14 protein-coding genes are annotated in these 17022 nt (G+C 49.8%); 2 read left to right on the top strand and 12 right to left on the bottom strand.

All coding sequences use genetic code 11. The features are described from left to right. Positions 1 to 9: 9 nt before the first annotated feature. From ABIE48_RS13735 to ABIE48_RS13725, 3 genes are read right to left on the bottom strand one after another with little or no spacing between them, the layout of a single operon-like run. Entirely contained in the window at positions 10 to 378 is a 369-nt protein-coding gene (locus ABIE48_RS13735; protein ID WP_145019824.1) for a YxeA family protein, read from the bottom strand. A 13-nt stretch (positions 379 to 391) separates the two neighbouring features. After that, the gene (locus ABIE48_RS13730) at positions 392 to 2323 is read right to left on the bottom strand and encodes an FtsX-like permease family protein (RefSeq protein WP_192714231.1); all 1932 of its coding nucleotides are present in this window, start codon (positions 2321 to 2323) and stop codon (positions 392 to 394) included. Then, a complete protein-coding gene (locus ABIE48_RS13725; protein WP_145019830.1) occupies positions 2310 to 3077 on the bottom strand; it encodes an ABC transporter ATP-binding protein in 768 nt (255 codons plus the stop codon). The genes ABIE48_RS13730 and ABIE48_RS13725 overlap by 14 nt, the downstream gene beginning before the upstream one ends. 236 nt (positions 3078 to 3313) lie before the next feature. Between ABIE48_RS13725 and ABIE48_RS13720 the strand changes: the two genes are divergently transcribed. Then, positions 3314 to 4579 (top strand): helix-turn-helix domain-containing protein, encoded by a 1266-nt coding sequence (locus ABIE48_RS13720; RefSeq protein ID WP_145019833.1) that lies wholly within the window; start codon positions 3314 to 3316, stop codon positions 4577 to 4579. 37 nt (positions 4580 to 4616) lie between these two features. Here the strand turns inward: ABIE48_RS13720 and ABIE48_RS13715 are convergent, their stop codons facing one another. The 6 genes from ABIE48_RS13715 to ABIE48_RS13690 all read right to left on the bottom strand — a co-directional run bounded on the left by ABIE48_RS13715 (position 4617) and on the right by ABIE48_RS13690 (position 12149). Beyond that, entirely contained in the window at positions 4617 to 6032 is a 1416-nt protein-coding gene (locus ABIE48_RS13715) for an MFS transporter (RefSeq protein ID WP_145019836.1), read from the bottom strand. Between the two features lie 77 nt (positions 6033 to 6109). Further along, complete coding sequence (uidA, locus tag ABIE48_RS13710) at positions 6110 to 7915, bottom strand: beta-glucuronidase (RefSeq protein ID WP_145019839.1); 1806 nt, start codon at positions 7913 to 7915, stop codon at positions 6110 to 6112. A 271-nt stretch (positions 7916 to 8186) separates the two neighbouring features. Next, positions 8187 to 9410, bottom strand: a complete 1224-nt coding sequence (locus ABIE48_RS13705) for a cytochrome P450 family protein (RefSeq protein WP_192714232.1) — start codon at positions 9408 to 9410, stop codon at positions 8187 to 8189. 19 nt (positions 9411 to 9429) lie between these two features. After that, positions 9430 to 10050: a TetR/AcrR family transcriptional regulator gene (locus tag ABIE48_RS13700; RefSeq protein ID WP_260869164.1), complete on the bottom strand. Its 621-nt coding sequence runs from the start codon at positions 10048 to 10050 to the stop codon at positions 9430 to 9432. Between the two features lie 136 nt (positions 10051 to 10186). Beyond that, positions 10187 to 11245 (bottom strand): glycine-rich domain-containing protein, encoded by a 1059-nt coding sequence (locus tag ABIE48_RS13695; RefSeq protein ID WP_192714233.1) that lies wholly within the window; start codon positions 11243 to 11245, stop codon positions 10187 to 10189. A gap of 436 nt (positions 11246 to 11681) precedes the next feature. Then, positions 11682 to 12149 carry a hypothetical protein gene (locus ABIE48_RS13690; RefSeq protein ID WP_192714234.1) on the bottom strand — a complete coding sequence of 156 codons (468 nt, stop codon included), beginning with the start codon at positions 12147 to 12149 and terminating at the stop codon, positions 11682 to 11684. Between the two features lie 629 nt (positions 12150 to 12778). Between ABIE48_RS13690 and ABIE48_RS13685 the strand changes: the two genes are divergently transcribed. Next, complete coding sequence (locus ABIE48_RS13685) at positions 12779 to 13309, top strand: hypothetical protein (protein ID WP_192714235.1); 531 nt, start codon at positions 12779 to 12781, stop codon at positions 13307 to 13309. A gap of 366 nt (positions 13310 to 13675) precedes the next feature. Here ABIE48_RS13685 and ABIE48_RS13680 read toward each other — a convergent pair whose 3' ends face one another. From ABIE48_RS13680 to helD, 3 genes are all read right to left on the bottom strand, one after another. Continuing rightward, entirely contained in the window at positions 13676 to 13999 is a 324-nt protein-coding gene (locus ABIE48_RS13680) for a GNAT family N-acetyltransferase (protein WP_354519072.1), read from the bottom strand. Positions 14000 to 14073: 74 nt separating this feature from the next. Further along, positions 14074 to 14490: an NUDIX hydrolase gene (locus ABIE48_RS13675; RefSeq protein WP_192714236.1), complete on the bottom strand. Its 417-nt coding sequence runs from the start codon at positions 14488 to 14490 to the stop codon at positions 14074 to 14076. 71 nt (positions 14491 to 14561) lie between these two features. Then, positions 14562 to 16910, bottom strand: coding sequence for an RNA polymerase recycling motor HelD (gene helD / locus ABIE48_RS13670; protein WP_192714237.1), 2349 nt, complete (start codon positions 16908 to 16910; stop codon positions 14562 to 14564). Positions 16911 to 17022 lie beyond the last annotated feature (112 nt).

Genomic DNA, 17022 nt, shown 5'->3' with positions numbered 1-17022 from the left:
GCAGAGAGATTAGTTCCCCGCACCGTCCAGCTTCTGCTTCGCTCCTTCCGGCAGCTCATCGGCCTTCACTTCTTGATAGGAACTGACCTCATCCCCTTTTACATAAATCCGCAAATAAGCGTCTTTGCGCAGTTCCTTCTGTGCCGTAAAAGTCAGAGCTTTTTCTTTCCCGCTTGGATTATAGCCATCCAAGGTGTATTCGTAGTAGACGTACTTCTCCCCGTTGTCCGATTTGTCTTCGAAACGTTTTCCGTCTTGGTTAATCTGCACATAATACTGCTGCGCGCCGAGGCGGTTCAAATTTACGTTTTGGATGAATACGACGAATCCGACCAGTACGATCAAAATGACCGCTATTGCGATGAGTCCTTTTTTCATTTCAATCCACTCCTCACTTTACATTCGTAATGATTTTGTAGTAGCTGTTGACGGTCAGGAAATAATAAACGAGATAAATGCAAATATAAATGCCCATGCAGCTGACGACGGGAACGACCAGGCTGGTCATCATCAGATTCGATAAGGCCGATAAGGCCACGGCGCAGTGGGCAATGCCGGCTGCAAGGGGCAGCGCGAATACAAACAGCACCTGCTTGGCGACCGATTTGCGGATTTCGCTTTTTTTGACGCCGATTTTATGCAAAATCAAATACCGGGCTTTGTCGCTGCTCGCTTCCGTCAGCTGCTTGAAATAAATGATGCTGCCCGTCGCCGCCAGAAACACGAGCCCAAGGAACCCGCCCATAAAGATCATCAGTCCGGTTGACTCCATTCCCCGTGCATAATCACTATAGAAGCTCGCCAGGCCGGCGGTCTCCGGCAGTACGCTGCTCAGCTGTTTGGTCAGTTCCTTGGCCTTGTCCTGATGCGTGATCTCGTATGCTTGGACGGTCAAGGATTTGGCTTTGGGCTGAAGCGCCGCGAACAAATCGTCACTGACGACCAAGGTGGAATAGACGGTCCCGAGGTTCAGCACGCTGTATGTTTTCAATGCGGTAAAATGGATCTGTTCATGGATTCCCTTTCCAGTCAGCACAATGGTAGAACCTTCGTATGCCGGTGAAATCCCCTTCATATACCCAGGCTCCAGAGCCGCGGCATCGCTGCCTTGAAGGCTGAGCACTTCGTCCCGTCCTTGCAGCTTGGCCAGCTTGTTGAAGGAGTGGTTCGATATCACCGTAAACGTCTGATCATTGGAGCCGGCTGTTTGCCCCAGTCCCGTTGTGTCGGCATCCACCTCAAGCAAAGGAATGGATTCATGGTAGATCACCTTGTGACCCGCAGCTTGTTCGATGGCCTGATTCGCTTCGTTCTCTGCAGCTTTGTCTCCCCCGATGAACATGTAGCTGTTCGGGTTCGCCAGCGCCACATTGATCCGGTTATTGTAATAAAGGCTGTATGCCGTTCCGACCGCCGTCAGCGTCGTTGCGCTCAGCACGGCGATGATCGTCAGCGTGCGTGCGTTCCCTTTCATCCGGTACAAAAGCTGGGAAGTTCCAATCAGATTCAGTCCCCGCCAATAGCTTCTTTTGCGTTTGCGGGCCAGCTTCAGCAGCGTAACGGTCAATGTGTTAAAGAGCAGATACGTGCCAAGAATAACCGAAACGAGGATAACCAGCGGAGTCACTAGCACACCAATCGTCTTCCATGCCTGTGACGTCAGCATGTTTTGCAGCGCAAGCCAGTAGCCGAAACCAACAAGCAATACGGAGAGAAGTGCAATCCATACCGATGACCGCGGTTCCTTCTCCCGCTCCTGGTCCGCCCGGAACAGCTCGATCAGCTTGAACCGATAAATCAGGCGGTAGCCTTGAACCGACGTGATCAGCGTAATGATCAAAAACACGGTAATCGTATCCAGGATAGCTGCCGGCGAAATGGCAAAGTTCGGCATTGCGTCGTAACCCATTACGTTCATCAGAAGCATGACGAAAAAACGGCTGAGCAACGATCCGAGCGCAATCCCGACGAGCAGCGCCAGGCCGCCCATCAGGAAATTTTCATAAAAGAGCATGCGGCCGATCTGCTTTTTTCGGACGCCGAGTAATGAATACAGTCCGACTTCCTTTTTGCGCTTACGCGTAAAAAACGAATTCGAATACCAGATAAAGATGGCGACGAAGACGATCAGGACGACGGCCGCTCCGCTGAACGCCGAGCTGATTTTCGGCGACCCGTCCGATGCCGATTGAATGGTATGATCGTACTTCAACGACACAAACGTAAAATAAATAACGATGCTGAAAATCATCGATGCAAAATACAGAAAGTAATGTTTGAAGTTATTCCGGATGTTTTTGCCGGCGATATTAAACAGTGTCATCTTCCTCACCTCCAAGCGTAGCCAGAACCTCAAGTATCTGGCCAAAAAACTGTTTTCGTGGTAGATCATCCTTACGGAGTTCCATGAACAGCCGGCCGTCGTTGATGAAAATAACCCGCTTGCAGTAGCTCGCCGCATTCGCATCATGCGTAACCATCATAATGGTGGATCGATTTGCCTGATTCAGCCGGCTCAAGCTTTCCAGAAGGCGGGTGGCCGACTTCGAATCGAGCGCTCCAGTCGGCTCGTCCGCCAGAATCAGGCTCGGATTGGCCACGATCGCCCGGGAAGCCGCTGCCCGCTGCTTTTGTCCGCCCGAGATGTGGTACGGGTACTTATCCAGGATTTCACGGATTCCAAACGTGTCGGCAATCTCGTTAACCCGCTGTTCGATCTCCGCCGCCGGTACTTTGGACAGGGCCAGCGGTAGCAGAATGTTTTCCTTGACCGTGAGCGTATCGAGCAGGTTATAGTCCTGAAAAATAAACCCGAGCTTATTCCGGCGGAAATCGGACAGCTTTTCTTCATTCATAGTCACGATGTTGTGCCCATCAATGATGATTTCCCCGGAAGTCGGCGTGTCGATCGTCGAAAAAATGTTCAACAGGGTGGATTTCCCAGCACCGGAAGGTCCCATGATGCCGACATATTCGCCCTCTTCGATGCTAAGGCTGATATTGTGCAGTGCCGTATATTGGTTTCCTTTGGTGCCAAAGGTTTTATTGACGTTCTCCGCTTGCAGTATCGTTTTCATGAGTATCTCCTTCAATCGGGTTGTATTCGTTCCTTATCGCTTACATCACTTATGTTAAATCCCGAACCTTTCAGCATGTTAATCCCAACCTTACAGGAACCTTAAATTGATAGAAGGTGCAACAAAACGGAGAACCTTGTCGCGTCCTCTGTTGGAGGCATGCATATGAAAACCTTGTTGATTGGAAGAAGCCTTTACCGATAAAATATATAGAGATCAACTTTGGGGTGAAGAATATGCACAGCAGAATGGCCGAGCTGCAACAAATTTTCCGTTTCGCACATGATTACTCGAATATGGATACGGTATTTACCGATCCGTCCCGCGGGATTTGCTGGGAGTTCATGTACAGTCAAATCCCCGATGCCCTTCAGCCTTATTTCAACAGCATGAGACCGATCCTCAATCCAGGCGATTCCGATTCCGAGCCCAGCATTAAACTCCATTCAACTTCTTTTCGATTGAACTTCATTTCGGTTCATTTCTATGCGGATGGGACAAGCCTTGGTAGCCTCATCGTGGGCCCTTTCCTTCTGGACGAGCCGTCCGTATCCAGTTTGAATACCGTATTACTTGAACATCATCTGCCTATCACCCTTATGCCCCTGATCGAGCAGTACTACTTGTCCCTGCCATTAATCAGCTCGGATAAGACCGATCGTCTCGTTGAGTTTCTCTGTTTTCTTTCGTCCCATTTTCATCAAAGGAAACAGCAAATCCCACCGAAAACGATCCAAATCGATGTTCAAACCGAATTCGTTAGGCTGCCGGATACCGTCAAAGAGAAAACCGATGAGGCTATCCTGACGATCAATGATCGATACCGGACCGAAAACAAGCTGCTGTCCGTCATCGAGAACGGCAGTATCGAGAAGTTGGAAGCGATGCAGGAAGAACTGGCGATCTTCGGCAAACTGCCGGACCGTATCCCCAATAATCCCTTACGCTCGCGCAAAAACCTTGCCTTCGTCACCAATACGCTGCTGCGGAAAGCTGCGGAGCAAGGCGGCGTTCATCCGGTGTATATCGACAGCATTTCCGAGAAGTTTGCCATCCAAATTGAAAAAACAACCTCCATCCAGCAATTGTCAAACTTGCACGACAAGATGCTCTACGAATACTGCGAAACCGTCCGTAAACTCTCTCTGAAATATTACAGTCCGGTGATCCGCACAGCGATCGAATATATAAGGCTGCATCTCGCCGAGCCCCTCCGGCTAGAGGCAATTGCGACTGCGGTTCATGCCAGCCCATACGATCTGTCGAGGCAGTTCAAGAAAGAGACCGGGCAGCCCCTTACCTCATACATCAACAGCCTGCGAATCCGGGAGGCGCTGCAAATCATCCGCAGCGAGCCAATCTCCATCACGGACATTGCGCAGATGGTCGGTTTCAGCGACGTCAATTACTTCACGAAAGTGTTCAAGCAATTGCAAGGGGTTACGCCGAGCGATTACCGTAAAACGCAGCAGCGCAAAGCAGCAAAAAAGCCACAGACTTGAATCTAAGTCTGCGGCTTTTTTCCTTTTTTGGAGCATGCTATTTCGGCAGGGCTTCCGTTTTCTTCTTTAGATCGGCTGCAAGCTGCAGTGTCCGTGTTTTATTCAGCGGATACAAAAACACCACAATCAGGAAAATGGCCGATAAAATGACTGCCGGAACCAAAGTGGACAGCGTGTAGATGCCATGCAGGGTGGCTGGACTCTGGACGTTGAGCTTGGCATCGTATCCAACGGCCGCAATGGCAAAACCACCGAGTCCGCCGGCAATCGCCTGCCCGACCTTACGGGCGAAGGAGTATATGGAATAGATCGTTCCGTCCTCGCGAAGTCCCGTCAGGAACTCATGATAATCGATCACATCCGTAACGAAAGCCCAAATGACCAGATTAAAAAACGCGTAACCGAACATGGCGACGGCAAGGAGAACGATAAACGCTTGAACGCTCAAGCCCGGCATCGCATACATGACTGCATAGACTGCAGCTGCAAGCAGTATTCCGGCCGATGCGGTTTCCTTTTTGCCGAATTTGGATACCAGCGGTTTGACAAGAGGCATCGCCACAAAGACGGTAGCTGCTTGGAGGAATCCCACCAGGCTTAGAGCCGCCGCGCTGTGAAACACATTTTTGAACAAATACACGTTGACAGCACCGACCAGCATGAAGCAAATCATAAAAGACAGGGAAGCCGCCAGAATGACGACCAGCGGTTTATTGCGAAACAGCCCTTTTATCGTCCTGGCGAGATTGGCTTTATCCCCCTGAACATCGGGATCCACAATCCGCTCGACCGATAAACGATAGCAGGCCATGTAGCAAGAAAGCGAGAGGATGCCGAAAATGACCGCCGCCAGCAGAAAGCGGTTGGCATTAGCTTGATTATCCACAAATATGATGAGCGGACCGGCGACATTAATGATCAACCCCGCGAGGGAAGCACCTAGCGTCCTGAAGGTGGATAAGCTCGTGCGTTCCACCGGATCGTTCGTAATGACGGATGCCATGGAGCCGTATGGAATGTTGACCGTGCTGTAGAATGTCCCCCACAGGATATAGGTCACAAACGCATATGCTTCGTAGAATCCGGTGGACATGCCCGGGAGATGAATGAACATAAGCACGCCCATTGCCACGAGCGGAAAGGACATTCTCAAAATCCACGGCCTGAACTTTCCCTGCTTTCCCGATTTTCGGGTATCGATAAATCTCCCCCAGGCCACGTCGGCTACAGCATCCCACAGCCTTGCAATGAGGAACAGGCCTCCGACCAATGCCGCACTCATGCCGAAAATGTCCGTGTAATAGACCATCAAGAATGAGCTGACTAGAATAAAGAAAAAATCATTGCCGAAATCACCGAACAAATACCCGAACTTGTCTCGAATCCCGAATTTTCGCGTTTCCTCCCGGACGATTAATTTCTCTGCCGTCTTCAGTCCAAATTGTGGCTCCATGTGATCCCCCCGAAACAAAATGTTCAGTATGATCCAATCTCCAAATTCGTATGCCTGGGGCAAACGAATCCCGCACTCTACATTTTTTCTTTATAGTAGAAATCGGGGATGCCTAACCAGCGCTTGCGCAGTTCGTGCGCCGCAATTTTAGGCTTGCGGTCACGGGTAAAGATGCCCTTTTTGTTACCTTGTACACGAATGATGCCCTGGCTGGTGGCGAAATCGGCAAAGTTCCAGACTTGTTCGCCGGCAAAATGACGGAACTCGTCAAAGACTTCATGGTATGCCTTATAAAATTCCGCTTGAAACTCTTCCGTAAACATAACCGGCTCAACATCGTGAAAACCGGTCACCGTGTCGGCGCCATATTCGGTCATCAGAATCGGCACGTCCGGACAACGCTGCGTCCAGGCGTTCAATTCGGCCCGAAGTTTCGCTTGTGCTGCGTTCAGGTCGCCGCCGTCCACATACCAGCCGTAATAGCGGTTCAAGCAGATCACATCCAAGAGATTGGCGACCTTGTCCTTGTCAGGCGTAGCACCTAAATGTGTGACCAGTGTTACTGGACGGTGCTGCGGGTCCAGCTCTTTCAGCAGCCGGATCAATGGTTCGAAATATTCATTCGCCCCTTCCTCTTCGGATGCCGGCTCGTTAGCGACGTTCCACATGACGACCGAAGGGTGGTTTTTATCCCGTGCGATCAACTCCCGAATGACTTCTTGATGGTGCTCAAAAGTTTGCAGCTCCTGCCAGGTGCTTCTGCTTCGCGGGCCGCCAGACAACATCACCATGAAATTCAAGTGCAGCCCTACCGCAGGCACTTCATTGATCACGACCAGCCCTTCTCGGTCCGCAAGGCGCATTAGCTCCTCCGAATATGGGTAATGGGCCGTGCGGAACGAGTTCGCGCCGATCCATTTCATTAAATGAACGTCCATGGCGTTTACGGCTTCGTCAAAACCGCGGCCATGGATCGGAGCATCCTCGTGTTTGCCAAAACCCTTAAAGTAAAACGGCTTATTATTGATCAGGAATTTCCCGTACTTCACCGCGACGGTTCGGACTCCGAAAGGCTGATCGTATACATCCATGATCTTGTCATCATCCAGCAGTTCGATGCGAAGCGTATACAGATACGCATGCAAGGGCTCCCAAAGGTTTACGCGGGATATCGACAAAGTTCCTGATGCACCGTCTCCGGCAGCGGCAACCTCACCTTCTTCATCAACGATTTTCACTCGGATCTTTACTCCGCAGGATGCCTTGACCTCATATTTCACGATTCCAGAATCGCCATTCGTTTCGGTGACAATGTCTACATCTTGGATGTACAGCTGCGGAGTCGTATAAATTTTGACCGGACGCTGGATTCCGGCATAATTAAAAAAGTCGAAATTGGGCTCATTGCACGCTTTTTTCCCCATTCCCGGAATTTCTTTTTCATAATGGAATCCAACCGGGAGCGTGGACTGATCAACGATATTGTTGACAGCCACGTTTAAACGGTTTGCGCCTGCCTGAATGAAGCGGTTTATCTCTGCTTCAAAGGGCAGGAAGCCTCCCTTATGCTCCATGACGAGTTCTCCGTTCAGGTATACCTTCGCCGCATGCGTAACTGATCCAAACCGCAGTACGATCCGCTCGGATGCAAGCAGGTTGGGCACGACGATGTCCCGTTCGTACCATACCCAACCGATATGATTCCTGATCTCAGCCAAAACGCCGATATCGTTATAAGAGGCGGGTACGGGCATGGTCATCGCTTCGAATAGTCCGGACCGGTACCACTCCTCCTGGAATCCGGTGCCTTTGTCAAGCTTGAACTTCCAAATTCCATTTAAGTCGATGATACTTCGGGTTGACGTTACGATTGGATACAACATATCTAGTGATCACTCCTTTTCAGAACCATCCTAAATGAAAGCGCTTTTTATTTCTCGTAAAAATTTGCTCGTAATCGTAATATTCTAAAATAAGTTTGTATGGTACGCTGGATTGTTGAATGAATAATAGGATGATCACTGTGGTATTACAGTTGATTCAGTGCTTACGGATAACAAATTGAACCACCAGAAAGGCGATGCATGAGAAACGGATTCCAAAATATAAAAAGTCCGCATTCCGCGGACTTTTTCCCTAACATGGATATGAAATTTAAAAGCTGACGGGAAGGCTGACCAATGATCGGAGCGTGCTGTAGTGATATGCCAGGTCTTCCGGTTTCACGTCGAGACGCAGGTTGGGAAAGCGCCGCAATAGCGAGCCGAACGCGATTTGTCCCTCCATGCGGGCAAGGGGTGCTCCCAAGCAAAGATGGATTCCTCTGCCAAACGCCAAATGATCGGTTTCTTGTCGTGTGATATCCAGCCGCTCTGGCACGTCGAATCGGCTTGCATCCATGTCCGCTCCGGCCAGCGAAACCATAACCATCTCGCCTTTTCGAATGAGTGTACCATGGATCTCGATATCTTCATCTGCAACCCGGCCCGTAATCATAACCGGACCCGCATACCGGAGCAGCTCTTCAACCGCAGCCGGCAGAAGGGCCGGATCCTCGCGAAGCAGCTGAATTTGTTCTGGATGCTGAAGCAGTGCCAGGGTTCCGTTGCCGATCAGATTCACGGTCGTTTCATGTCCTGCCGTAATGAGCAGCCAAATGGTAGAGAGCAGCTCGTTCTCGTTAAGTTTATCGCCCTCGTCATATGCCTGCAGCAAACCGCTGATAACATCGTTACCGGGCCGCACCCTTTTTTCGGAAATCAAAGATTGAATGTAATCAATAAACTCCTGAAGGGCTTCTTGAACCAAGTTTGCTTGGTCGGGGTTCAGCGCGCCTTCGGCCAGCTTGTGGGTCCACTCGCGAAATCGCGCCTGATGATGGCCGGGGATTCCCAGCATCTCCGAGATTACGATGATAGGCAGCGGATAAGCAAATTCAGAAATGAGTTCCATCTTGCCCCGGCTGACCACCTTATCCAGCAGCTCGTCGGCGATTTGTTGGATGCGCGGGCGCAGATCCTCAATCATTCGGGGCGTAAATGCTTTGGAGACCAAACGCCGGAGCCGGGTATGGTCGGGTGGATCCACCATGAGCATATTAGGCATGCTTTTGAACCATTCGAGCAATTCATTGACGGAGCTTTTCTCAGGTGAAGATTGTTGCTGTGAAGCGAACTTTCGCCGGTCCGAAAGGAACCGGGGATCTTTCAAAATCGCTGAGACATCCTCATACCGAAAGGCTATCCAAGCTTCACCCATGCCAAAAAAGTCGTCAAGCCGGTAAAGTCTTTCCTGACGATTGACCAGTTTTTGGTAAAACGCGTTGAAATCACGCATCGTTTCCGGTGCCACTAAATCACTGCTAGTGATGTCTTTCACGGCCGCTCACCTCTTCACTTTAGTTTTCCATACCGTATCGGATCATGTCACAAAAAGCTTCCAATTCCTCCATAAGGCTGCGGGTATAGGCTTCGTCAATATGGCTCATCCCCTTCGTCTCATCCAGAAACTTCATTTCGAAATGTCTGGTTACGGACATGACGAGCTCGAATGCATACGTTCGATTTACGCCTTCGCGAAGGGGAACCTTGTCAAAAAGCTGTGCCAACATCGCATTCCGGGCTTCGCTCACCTGGCCGTACTTATCCTCGATTTCCTCCTTCAAGCCATCAGGTGTGGCATAAAATGCCTCATATACCAACTTCCATTCATCCGGATGCTCGCGAAAATAACCGAGTTTCGCACGGCTTAACTGAGTGATGGCTGTAAAAAAATCAGCATGTTCCGTACTCCACTCATCATAATGGATGCCGGTTCGGACCTTCTCAAAGCAGTGGTCAACCAAGCTAAGATACAGTTTCTTCTTGCTCGTGAAATGATGAAAGATCAAAGCTTTGGAGATCCCGGCAGCAGCCGCCAGCATTTCCGTTGAAGTGTTCTTGTAACCGTTGCGGGCAAACACAGTTAAGCAGGCTTGCAAAATTTTCTCCTGTTCGTAGAGCTGTATCGGCAGTCTCATCACCTCTTCTCGAGTATGCTGACCAATTGGTTAGTAAGATCATACAGGATGCTGACCTGCTGGTCAATATAAATGACAAAAAAATCCACCTGCAGAAAGCAGAAGGATTATTTGAAGGTACGGAGGTACAGGTTTCCTAGTCTCCTCCCCCTCCACAGGAACTGCAGGATGAGGAGCTGCACGAGGACGAGCTGCAGGAAGAATCGCTGGACGAACTGCAGGAGGAACTGCCGGAATCATCGCCGCTAGGGCTGTCACTGTCCGGAGATGGGTCTGAATCGTCCACCCCTGGATTGGTCGAAGGATCGCTGTCTGAAGGATTCCAATCGCCCGAAGGGTTGTCATCATTCCACGGATCCGTATCCATGGCCGTCAGAAACAGAATGGAGCTGAACGGATCTACCGTCACCCCGTTCTCCTCACTGCGGCGGATGCCGGTGGATTGACCTCGGCCGCTTCTGGGCGGCAAAGGACGGCTTGCCCTCAATGTGCCGGGTTTTGCTGACTTGACGTCACGATAATGTTTTCGGATCGAGCCGATGATGGCCAGTTGAATGGCTTCGATTGCGGCATCGGAACTGCTCTGAAAATATCGGCTGCGGATCTCTTGATCGAGTAGATTGTCGAAGGTTTGAAAGAACTCTTCGTCGATTTTAAATTGGAAAAACGGATTCAGAAGTGCCTCGTTTGCCGGATAAATGTGAAACAGCATGCTGTAGATCAAATCATACCGTGCCCTCTCTTCTTCCGGCAACTTTTTATCATTCGTGTAGGCCACGTTAGGTTGATGATGAATAAACCGTCCTGCGAATGTAGTGCAGAAGCGATCATAATCGCGGGTAAACATCAGCATTTCGTGCCAGATCAGGTCGGCATCTTTACTGAACATGGGAACCTGCTTGAGAATCGCACACATGAGAAAGAACCTCTTCACTTCAAGCAGCATCCATTGATACTGGGTTTGGCTGATGGAATGACGCTCTATAACCCGCTGCTTTACGTGCTCCATATAGTCCGTTCCCAGCGCGTTCTCCAATCGTATGACGAGATCGGATAAACCTTGTATCTCTTTATTGATGCCTATGTATGGGGGTATGGGTGTATCAAACCCGTGACCCTTATTCCCTTCTTTTGAGTTATCTCCGGAAGCCGAACCGGAACCCAGCAATCTTTTCAAAAATGACAGTAAACTCATGTTTCTCCTCCTTATGCCGTGGATTTCGGTCCCAAATGGAAATGAATCCCCTTAAATGAGATTACCATATCACGGGAAGGAAGCAATGACACTTTCGTTACTGGAAATCCGTTTCATATAAAAAGGCAAACCCCCGCTTCTCTCAGAAACAGGGGTTGAATTTGATTTGGGCTTATTTTCGTTTTGCGACTTGAGGCGTCAGTCACCATACACCAATCACTTCCAGGATTAAGAGCTTTGTTTGGCCGACTTCAGTCTGGCCAGTTCTTCCTGAACTTCCTGCTGACGCGACCATAAAATGGACGTGCCAATGCCCCGAGAGAACTGCAAACTCCAATGGCTTAACCATTCTGAGCAAACGAAAAAGTCCGCGGTTTCCGCGGACTTTTAATTTGCTCTATTCAATTGCTTTTTTGGTTTTGCAAAACACAGACTATTAGCTGTGCAAAGTGTGTAGCTTCCGGAACAATTTACGGATCCACCCGACGATCACGGGTACCAAAAACAGCATGACGAATCCGGCAGCGATGAGAACCCCACTTTGCGTTTCCTTTTCGCTGGAAAGCATTTCCTCTACACTGCTTCCAATCAAAATCATACGCTGATCTTCTCCCTCGCCGGGCAGATGAATGGGCTCCAGATGTCCGTTAACGGCCCGGCCGATCACCGTGATCCTTTGCCCTGGACTAAGCGCGTGATAACCGTAGGCCGTTTCCTTGGGGCTCTCCACAAGCAGCGGGCGGGATGTTTCCCCCTCATGGACAAAGGGGAGTTGGCTCGTTTCTACTGTTTCGAAATCCAGAGGCAGCCAGTCGGAGTAGAATTTGAAACGTTCACTTTCCACTTTAACGCCTTGAATGCTTAAATTCCCCCATACTTGCGGGACGGCGTCTTCATTCCACATATAGTTACATCCGCTTTTGCTGCAATGCCAATTAAACTTTTCCTTTTGAAGGAGCAGGTAACGCTGTCGCAACTTGCCTTGATCCGCTGCAGCTGTCTCCCCCTCAGCTTCTCCTTCTATTCGGACGATCCCGTTCGTGTCTGCCGTCAGCTGCTGAACCGGAGCCGCATGAGAGATTAATGAGGCCAACCTGGCCGAGTCCCAATACAACAGCAGTAAGCCGGCTAATATGAAAAAGCCTAGGAATTTTAATAAACCCAGCCAAAAATGGGAAGCTCGGCTTCCGGCCGGTTTCCCTTTCCGCTTGGATTTACCTTTGCGATCCCCTTGATGAGTCTTTGTGCTGCTGTGCTTTGTTTGACTTTTCGAATTCCTGGCCACGCGCCTGTTCCCCCTGTGAGCTCAAAAATGTTGTCTTTGTAACATTACGGAGCCGTACGAGATCGGGTTTCAGAAGCGTGCACCTGTGCGCCTGATGAGTTCACGTTCTTTTCCTGTTCCCTGATATTTGGCTTGCAATTCGCAAGATCTTCCATTACCTTTTGTATGATGCCGGCGTGTGAAGCGTCCGCTTGCGGGAGTCGGCTTCGATTAGTCCAGATATGTTCGAATGACGAAAGGTGATGCCCATGAAAGAGTCGGGAGCTCTAGTTTCTCCCCCAACAAGAACGTGGTACCAAAAGAAAAGAAACATCCTGCGGATCGTCCTGCTGATGCTGTGCCTAGGGGAACTGGTTGCTGTCGGGGTGAAGTATGATGATCATGTCCGCCAATTTTTGTGGATTGGAATCGCCGGATACTGCACAGCTTTACTATTTTTCAGCTATATTTTTACATACGTGGTGCTTCGGTACGGCAAACGGCAATCGGTTACGCGAAGAGCAGACTTGCTATTAGCCATTTTTATATTCTTCCTATCGTTATTCCCTTTAATTATGCTGGGGAGAGTAACAGCGGATATCGTTCAGGGGCCAGTTGTCAAAACCGTGCACGTCGTCGAAATATGGGATCCTAGACGTGGCGGAGACCGCGTACGAATAGAGGACGGTAAGGAATACGAGCTTGGGAACAGGCGAATTGTCATAGAGAGTGGCGGCAAGTACCGAATTCAGGCTCTGGAATATTCGGGAATGATTTTGGCAGCCGAGGAGCAGAACTAAAAAAGGAATTTAATAGACTGAAAGCATAACGAGCCTGCTGCAAAGCGGGCTTTTTTTAAGAGATCAGAAAGTATAAGTTTCGAAGCTTCAGCTTCCTGATCTCGCAAGAAAAACTTCCTCCAGACGCGGTCTGTCTTCTTTGAAAGTACGTCGATAGACGTTTTTCTTATATGCCTTGTCAAACCGCCGCTTCCGATAAATTGTTCGAACTCAGCCCAGATTTCTTTTCATTTGCACCGTGATGATTTAGCGGCCGTCATCTAACTCGGAAATTTTCAAATCAAAAGGTCTGAAGGAATGTTTATGATAAAATGCCAGTCCTCTTGAATTCGCGTGATGACAGGAGAAGAAGAGTTCCCTCACCCCTTAGTTCTCCTTTGCCTTATGCATCATTGCATGCAATAAAAATTCACCGGCTCCTCGCCCCCTGTGACTCGGTGAGACAATGACGTTGCCAAGCCAACAAGCATGACCGCTTCGGTTATATAAATTAGCGTAAGCGGCGATTTGGCCGGAATCTTCTTCTATAACAACGGTTGGTTCAAAGCGGTTCATGAGTGAATGCGATATTTGTTCTGGTGTTAACGGAAACCTAAAACCTGGGCCAACATAAAGCAGCTCCTGTTCCGTTTGCGGGAACCCGCAAATGTCTGTCAAATCCATCGTGGATAATGCTCTGTGAGTATACATATGTTTCGCTCCTAAAGCGGCGTAGAGTGAATAAAATGCAATAAAGATCGTCCGCCCTCGCGTTGATACAGGAATTAAATCAATTCGGGAAGCGCAAAGACGCCATGCTTCGTAAAGTCGATGATGATCGCCTCAGGCAAATATTGAACGAGCTCCGACTTCGTGGCCCATCTATACTCGTCGTGCTCGTGCGAGAGGGTTACTTGCGGTTCATCCGTTCTGCACAAATAAGATAAAAGCACAATTTGCCTCCCAGGATCCGTAAAAAACGTCGTTGCAAACAGCAATCGATCGATACTTGCGTGAATCCCCGCTTCTTCTTTAATTTCGCGAATCAAAGCGGTATCCAAATCCTCGCCAAACTCCAGATTCCCACCGGCCGTTTCCCAGCCTCCCGCGCCTACTTCGTCTGAACCGGAACGTTTGAGGATCAGAACACGGCCTTGATGGATGATTACAGCTTTTAATACGACAACGATCTTACCCGTCATGATATGGTCCTCCCCACATGCAGCGTCTCTCATTGTGATTGACGATACATGAAATGGGGATGGTTTTCAATTCATGAAATCGAATCTTCCGCAATCCATGAAGCTGCCTCTTGAACAAAACGGCTCGGATTCCCGATGCTGTACAATTGCAGTTCATGCATGGCCCGGGTACAGGCGGTATAGAACAGTCGCCGCAAGCTCTCTTCTCCGTATTCTTCGTCTGAAGCGTTATAGACGATTACAGCATCGAATTCGATTCCTTTGGCCAAATATACCGGAATGACGACGATCCCCTTTTTATATTCGATCGAACCGCTGGTAACGAGCTTGATATCCTCCAGATCGTGAAGGGATTCGAATACGGATGCGCTTTGGGCTGCGGATTTGCAAATAATCGCAACGGTCCGGTGCCCCTGTTCCCGGAATTGTTTGACTTTTTCCCTAATGGACTGATGTAATTGCTCCGCGTCGGCAGCCCTCGTGAGTATGGGGCGGCTTCCGTTCCGGTCAAAAGGAATGATCTCTTCTCCGTTGGGGATAAGCGCCCGTGTAAATTCGACGATCGGTCTGGTGGACCGGTAGCTTCGGTTCAAGATAATGGCTTCGGTTTGTTCCTCTCCGTACAATTCGGCCAGCATGCCGAAATCGTCCGTACCGTCGGCGTGCGCGAAGACTGCCTGGTTGAAGTCGCCAAGCACCGTCATTTTCGCCGCCGGGAACAGCCTTTTTATAAATTCGAATTGAAACGGCGAATAATCCTGCGCCTCATCTACGAGGACATGCCGGATCGAAACATTGGTCTGAAAGCCTTCGATCAGCTCTTTTAAAAGCAAATAAGGTGTCGCGTCCTCGTATAGAAGCTTCCCTTGGTCTATCAGTTGGGACGTCATTTCGCCGATTTCGTTCCATTCGGGAGGAAGTTCTGCTCCTTCAACCTCGCCGTCAGCCGGATGGGAAACCAGCATTTGCTTATAGATGGCCGGCGTATCGATAAAGCCCATATCTTTAATTTGTTGCCTGATACGTTTGAATTTCCTGCTGACGATCCGGCGCGCGAGCTCCTTACGGACAAGTTCCAGATCCACATCCTCTTCCGATTCTTCGGTTAACCCGTGTTTTTTCCGAAGATGCGAATAAGCTTGCTGGTATTCATCATTATCGACCAGCTCAACGGCGTCCTGCACCCAAGGCTTTCTCCGCTCGGCCTTCTCCGCTTCTTTGACCAGCTCCTTCAACCAATCCGACAACTTTTCCAGTCTGTTGGCAAAGCGAAGCGTCGTGTGCTCACTGTAGAATCTCTCTAGAATTTCCTCGGCGGAAACGAGCGTTTTGCCTTTAAAGGATATATCCTTGAATACCATTCCGGATTGTTCCAGCGCTTGGCGGCAGGATTGGATCCGATCAAAAAACGCCTTTGTCGCCTTAAAGCGGATACCCGCCATCCGCACCCGGTAGTCCGGGTCTTCCGAAGCCGTTAGGACGTATTCCAGCTGAGTGTAAGGATCTTCAACATCAAAGGAACTGCTCAGCCGGTGATTCAGGTACTCCTGAAACGTGACCTGCTGCATATTCTCTTCCCCGAGCTCTGGCAGCACGCTGGAGACATAACTCTTGAACATGGCGTTTGGTGAAAATAAAAGCATTTGGTCCGCCGTCAAACGGTTCCGGTATTTGTACAGCAAATAAGCGATCCGCTGCAAGGCCGCCGACGTCTTGCCGCTCCCGGCCGCGCCCTGAACAATGAGCAGACGTGCGCTGTCATGGCGGATAATCCGGTTCTGCTCCTGCTGAATCGTCGCCACGATGCTTCGCATGTGCGTGTCTGCGGATTGACCGAGCACCTGCTGGAGAATCTCGTCACCTATGGTGAGCCGGGTATCAAACATCGACTGAATAACTCCGCTGCGGATGATGTACTGCCATTTTTGCTCCAGCGTGCCCTGAATCGGCCCGCCGGGCGTGATGTATTCAGCCAGACCCGGTGTGCAGTCGTAATACATGCTTGAGACCGGGGCTCTCCAGTCATAAATCAGGAACTTTTCACCGGTAGCATCCGTGAGTGAGGAAACGCCGATGTACACGCGCTCTGTCTCGTTCATTCCCTCTTCGGCAAAATCAATCCGCCCGAAATACGGCACATCCTGCATGCGCTGAAGCTGGGACAGCCGCTTGGAGGACTGGCGGTGGCTGCCCTGGCTTAAGGAGAGGACCTCGGACTGCTGCCTTAAGCTGATAATCGTTTCTAGAAAATCGTCAAAGTTGTCCGTGTTCACCGTAACGTCTTCCCAGAAATGCTTACGGATGTCCACAACCTCTTGCCGGCGGCGGGCCGTTGCTTCCTCATATTCGTTGATCTGATCTTGGATGATGCCAATCACCTGATTCACCCGCTGCTGCTCCTGTTGAAGTTCTTGACTCATGAAGAAACACTCCTTTACACAAATGATTGTGAGTTCCTGAAAAATAGGGGTTGACGGAACCGACGCTATGGTGTAAGATATAATTAGATAATACTGATTAAATCCACAAAAT

Origin of the sequence: Paenibacillus sp. OAE614, assembly GCF_040546645.1 — a bacterium.
Classification (GTDB): domain Bacteria; phylum Bacillota; class Bacilli; order Paenibacillales; family Paenibacillaceae; genus Paenibacillus_AQ; species Paenibacillus_AQ favisporus.
Note: the sequence above shows the minus strand (reverse complement) of the source record. Positions and strands in the feature narration are given on the sequence as shown.

Coding starts and splice junctions, on each gene's coding strand:
- ABIE48_RS13715 (WP_145019836.1), bottom strand. CDS start 6,032: ATGGAGCCACAATTTGGACTGAAGACGGCAGAGAAATTAATCGTCCGG.
- uidA (WP_145019839.1), bottom strand. CDS start 7,915: ATGTTGTATCCAATCGTAACGTCAACCCGAAGTATCATCGACTTAAAT.
- ABIE48_RS13675 (WP_192714236.1), bottom strand. CDS start 14,490: ATGACGGGTAAGATCGTTGTCGTATTAAAAGCTGTAATCATCCATCAA.
- ABIE48_RS13725 (WP_145019830.1), bottom strand. CDS start 3,077: ATGAAAACGATACTGCAAGCGGAGAACGTCAATAAAACCTTTGGCACC.
- ABIE48_RS13700 (WP_260869164.1), bottom strand. CDS start 10,050: ATGAGACTGCCGATACAGCTCTACGAACAGGAGAAAATTTTGCAAGCC.
- ABIE48_RS13690 (WP_192714234.1), bottom strand. CDS start 12,149: ATGTGGAATGAAGACGCCGTCCCGCAAGTATGGGGGAATTTAAGCATT.
- ABIE48_RS13720 (WP_145019833.1), top strand. CDS start 3,314: ATGCACAGCAGAATGGCCGAGCTGCAACAAATTTTCCGTTTCGCACAT.
- ABIE48_RS13735 (WP_145019824.1), bottom strand. CDS start 378: ATGAAAAAAGGACTCATCGCAATAGCGGTCATTTTGATCGTACTGGTC.
- ABIE48_RS13685 (WP_192714235.1), top strand. CDS start 12,779: ATGAAAGAGTCGGGAGCTCTAGTTTCTCCCCCAACAAGAACGTGGTAC.
- ABIE48_RS13695 (WP_192714233.1), bottom strand. CDS start 11,245: ATGAGTTTACTGTCATTTTTGAAAAGATTGCTGGGTTCCGGTTCGGCT.
- ABIE48_RS13680 (WP_354519072.1), bottom strand. CDS start 13,999: ATGTATACTCACAGAGCATTATCCACGATGGATTTGACAGACATTTGC.
- helD (WP_192714237.1), bottom strand. CDS start 16,910: ATGAGTCAAGAACTTCAACAGGAGCAGCAGCGGGTGAATCAGGTGATT.
- ABIE48_RS13730 (WP_192714231.1), bottom strand. CDS start 2,323: ATGACACTGTTTAATATCGCCGGCAAAAACATCCGGAATAACTTCAAA.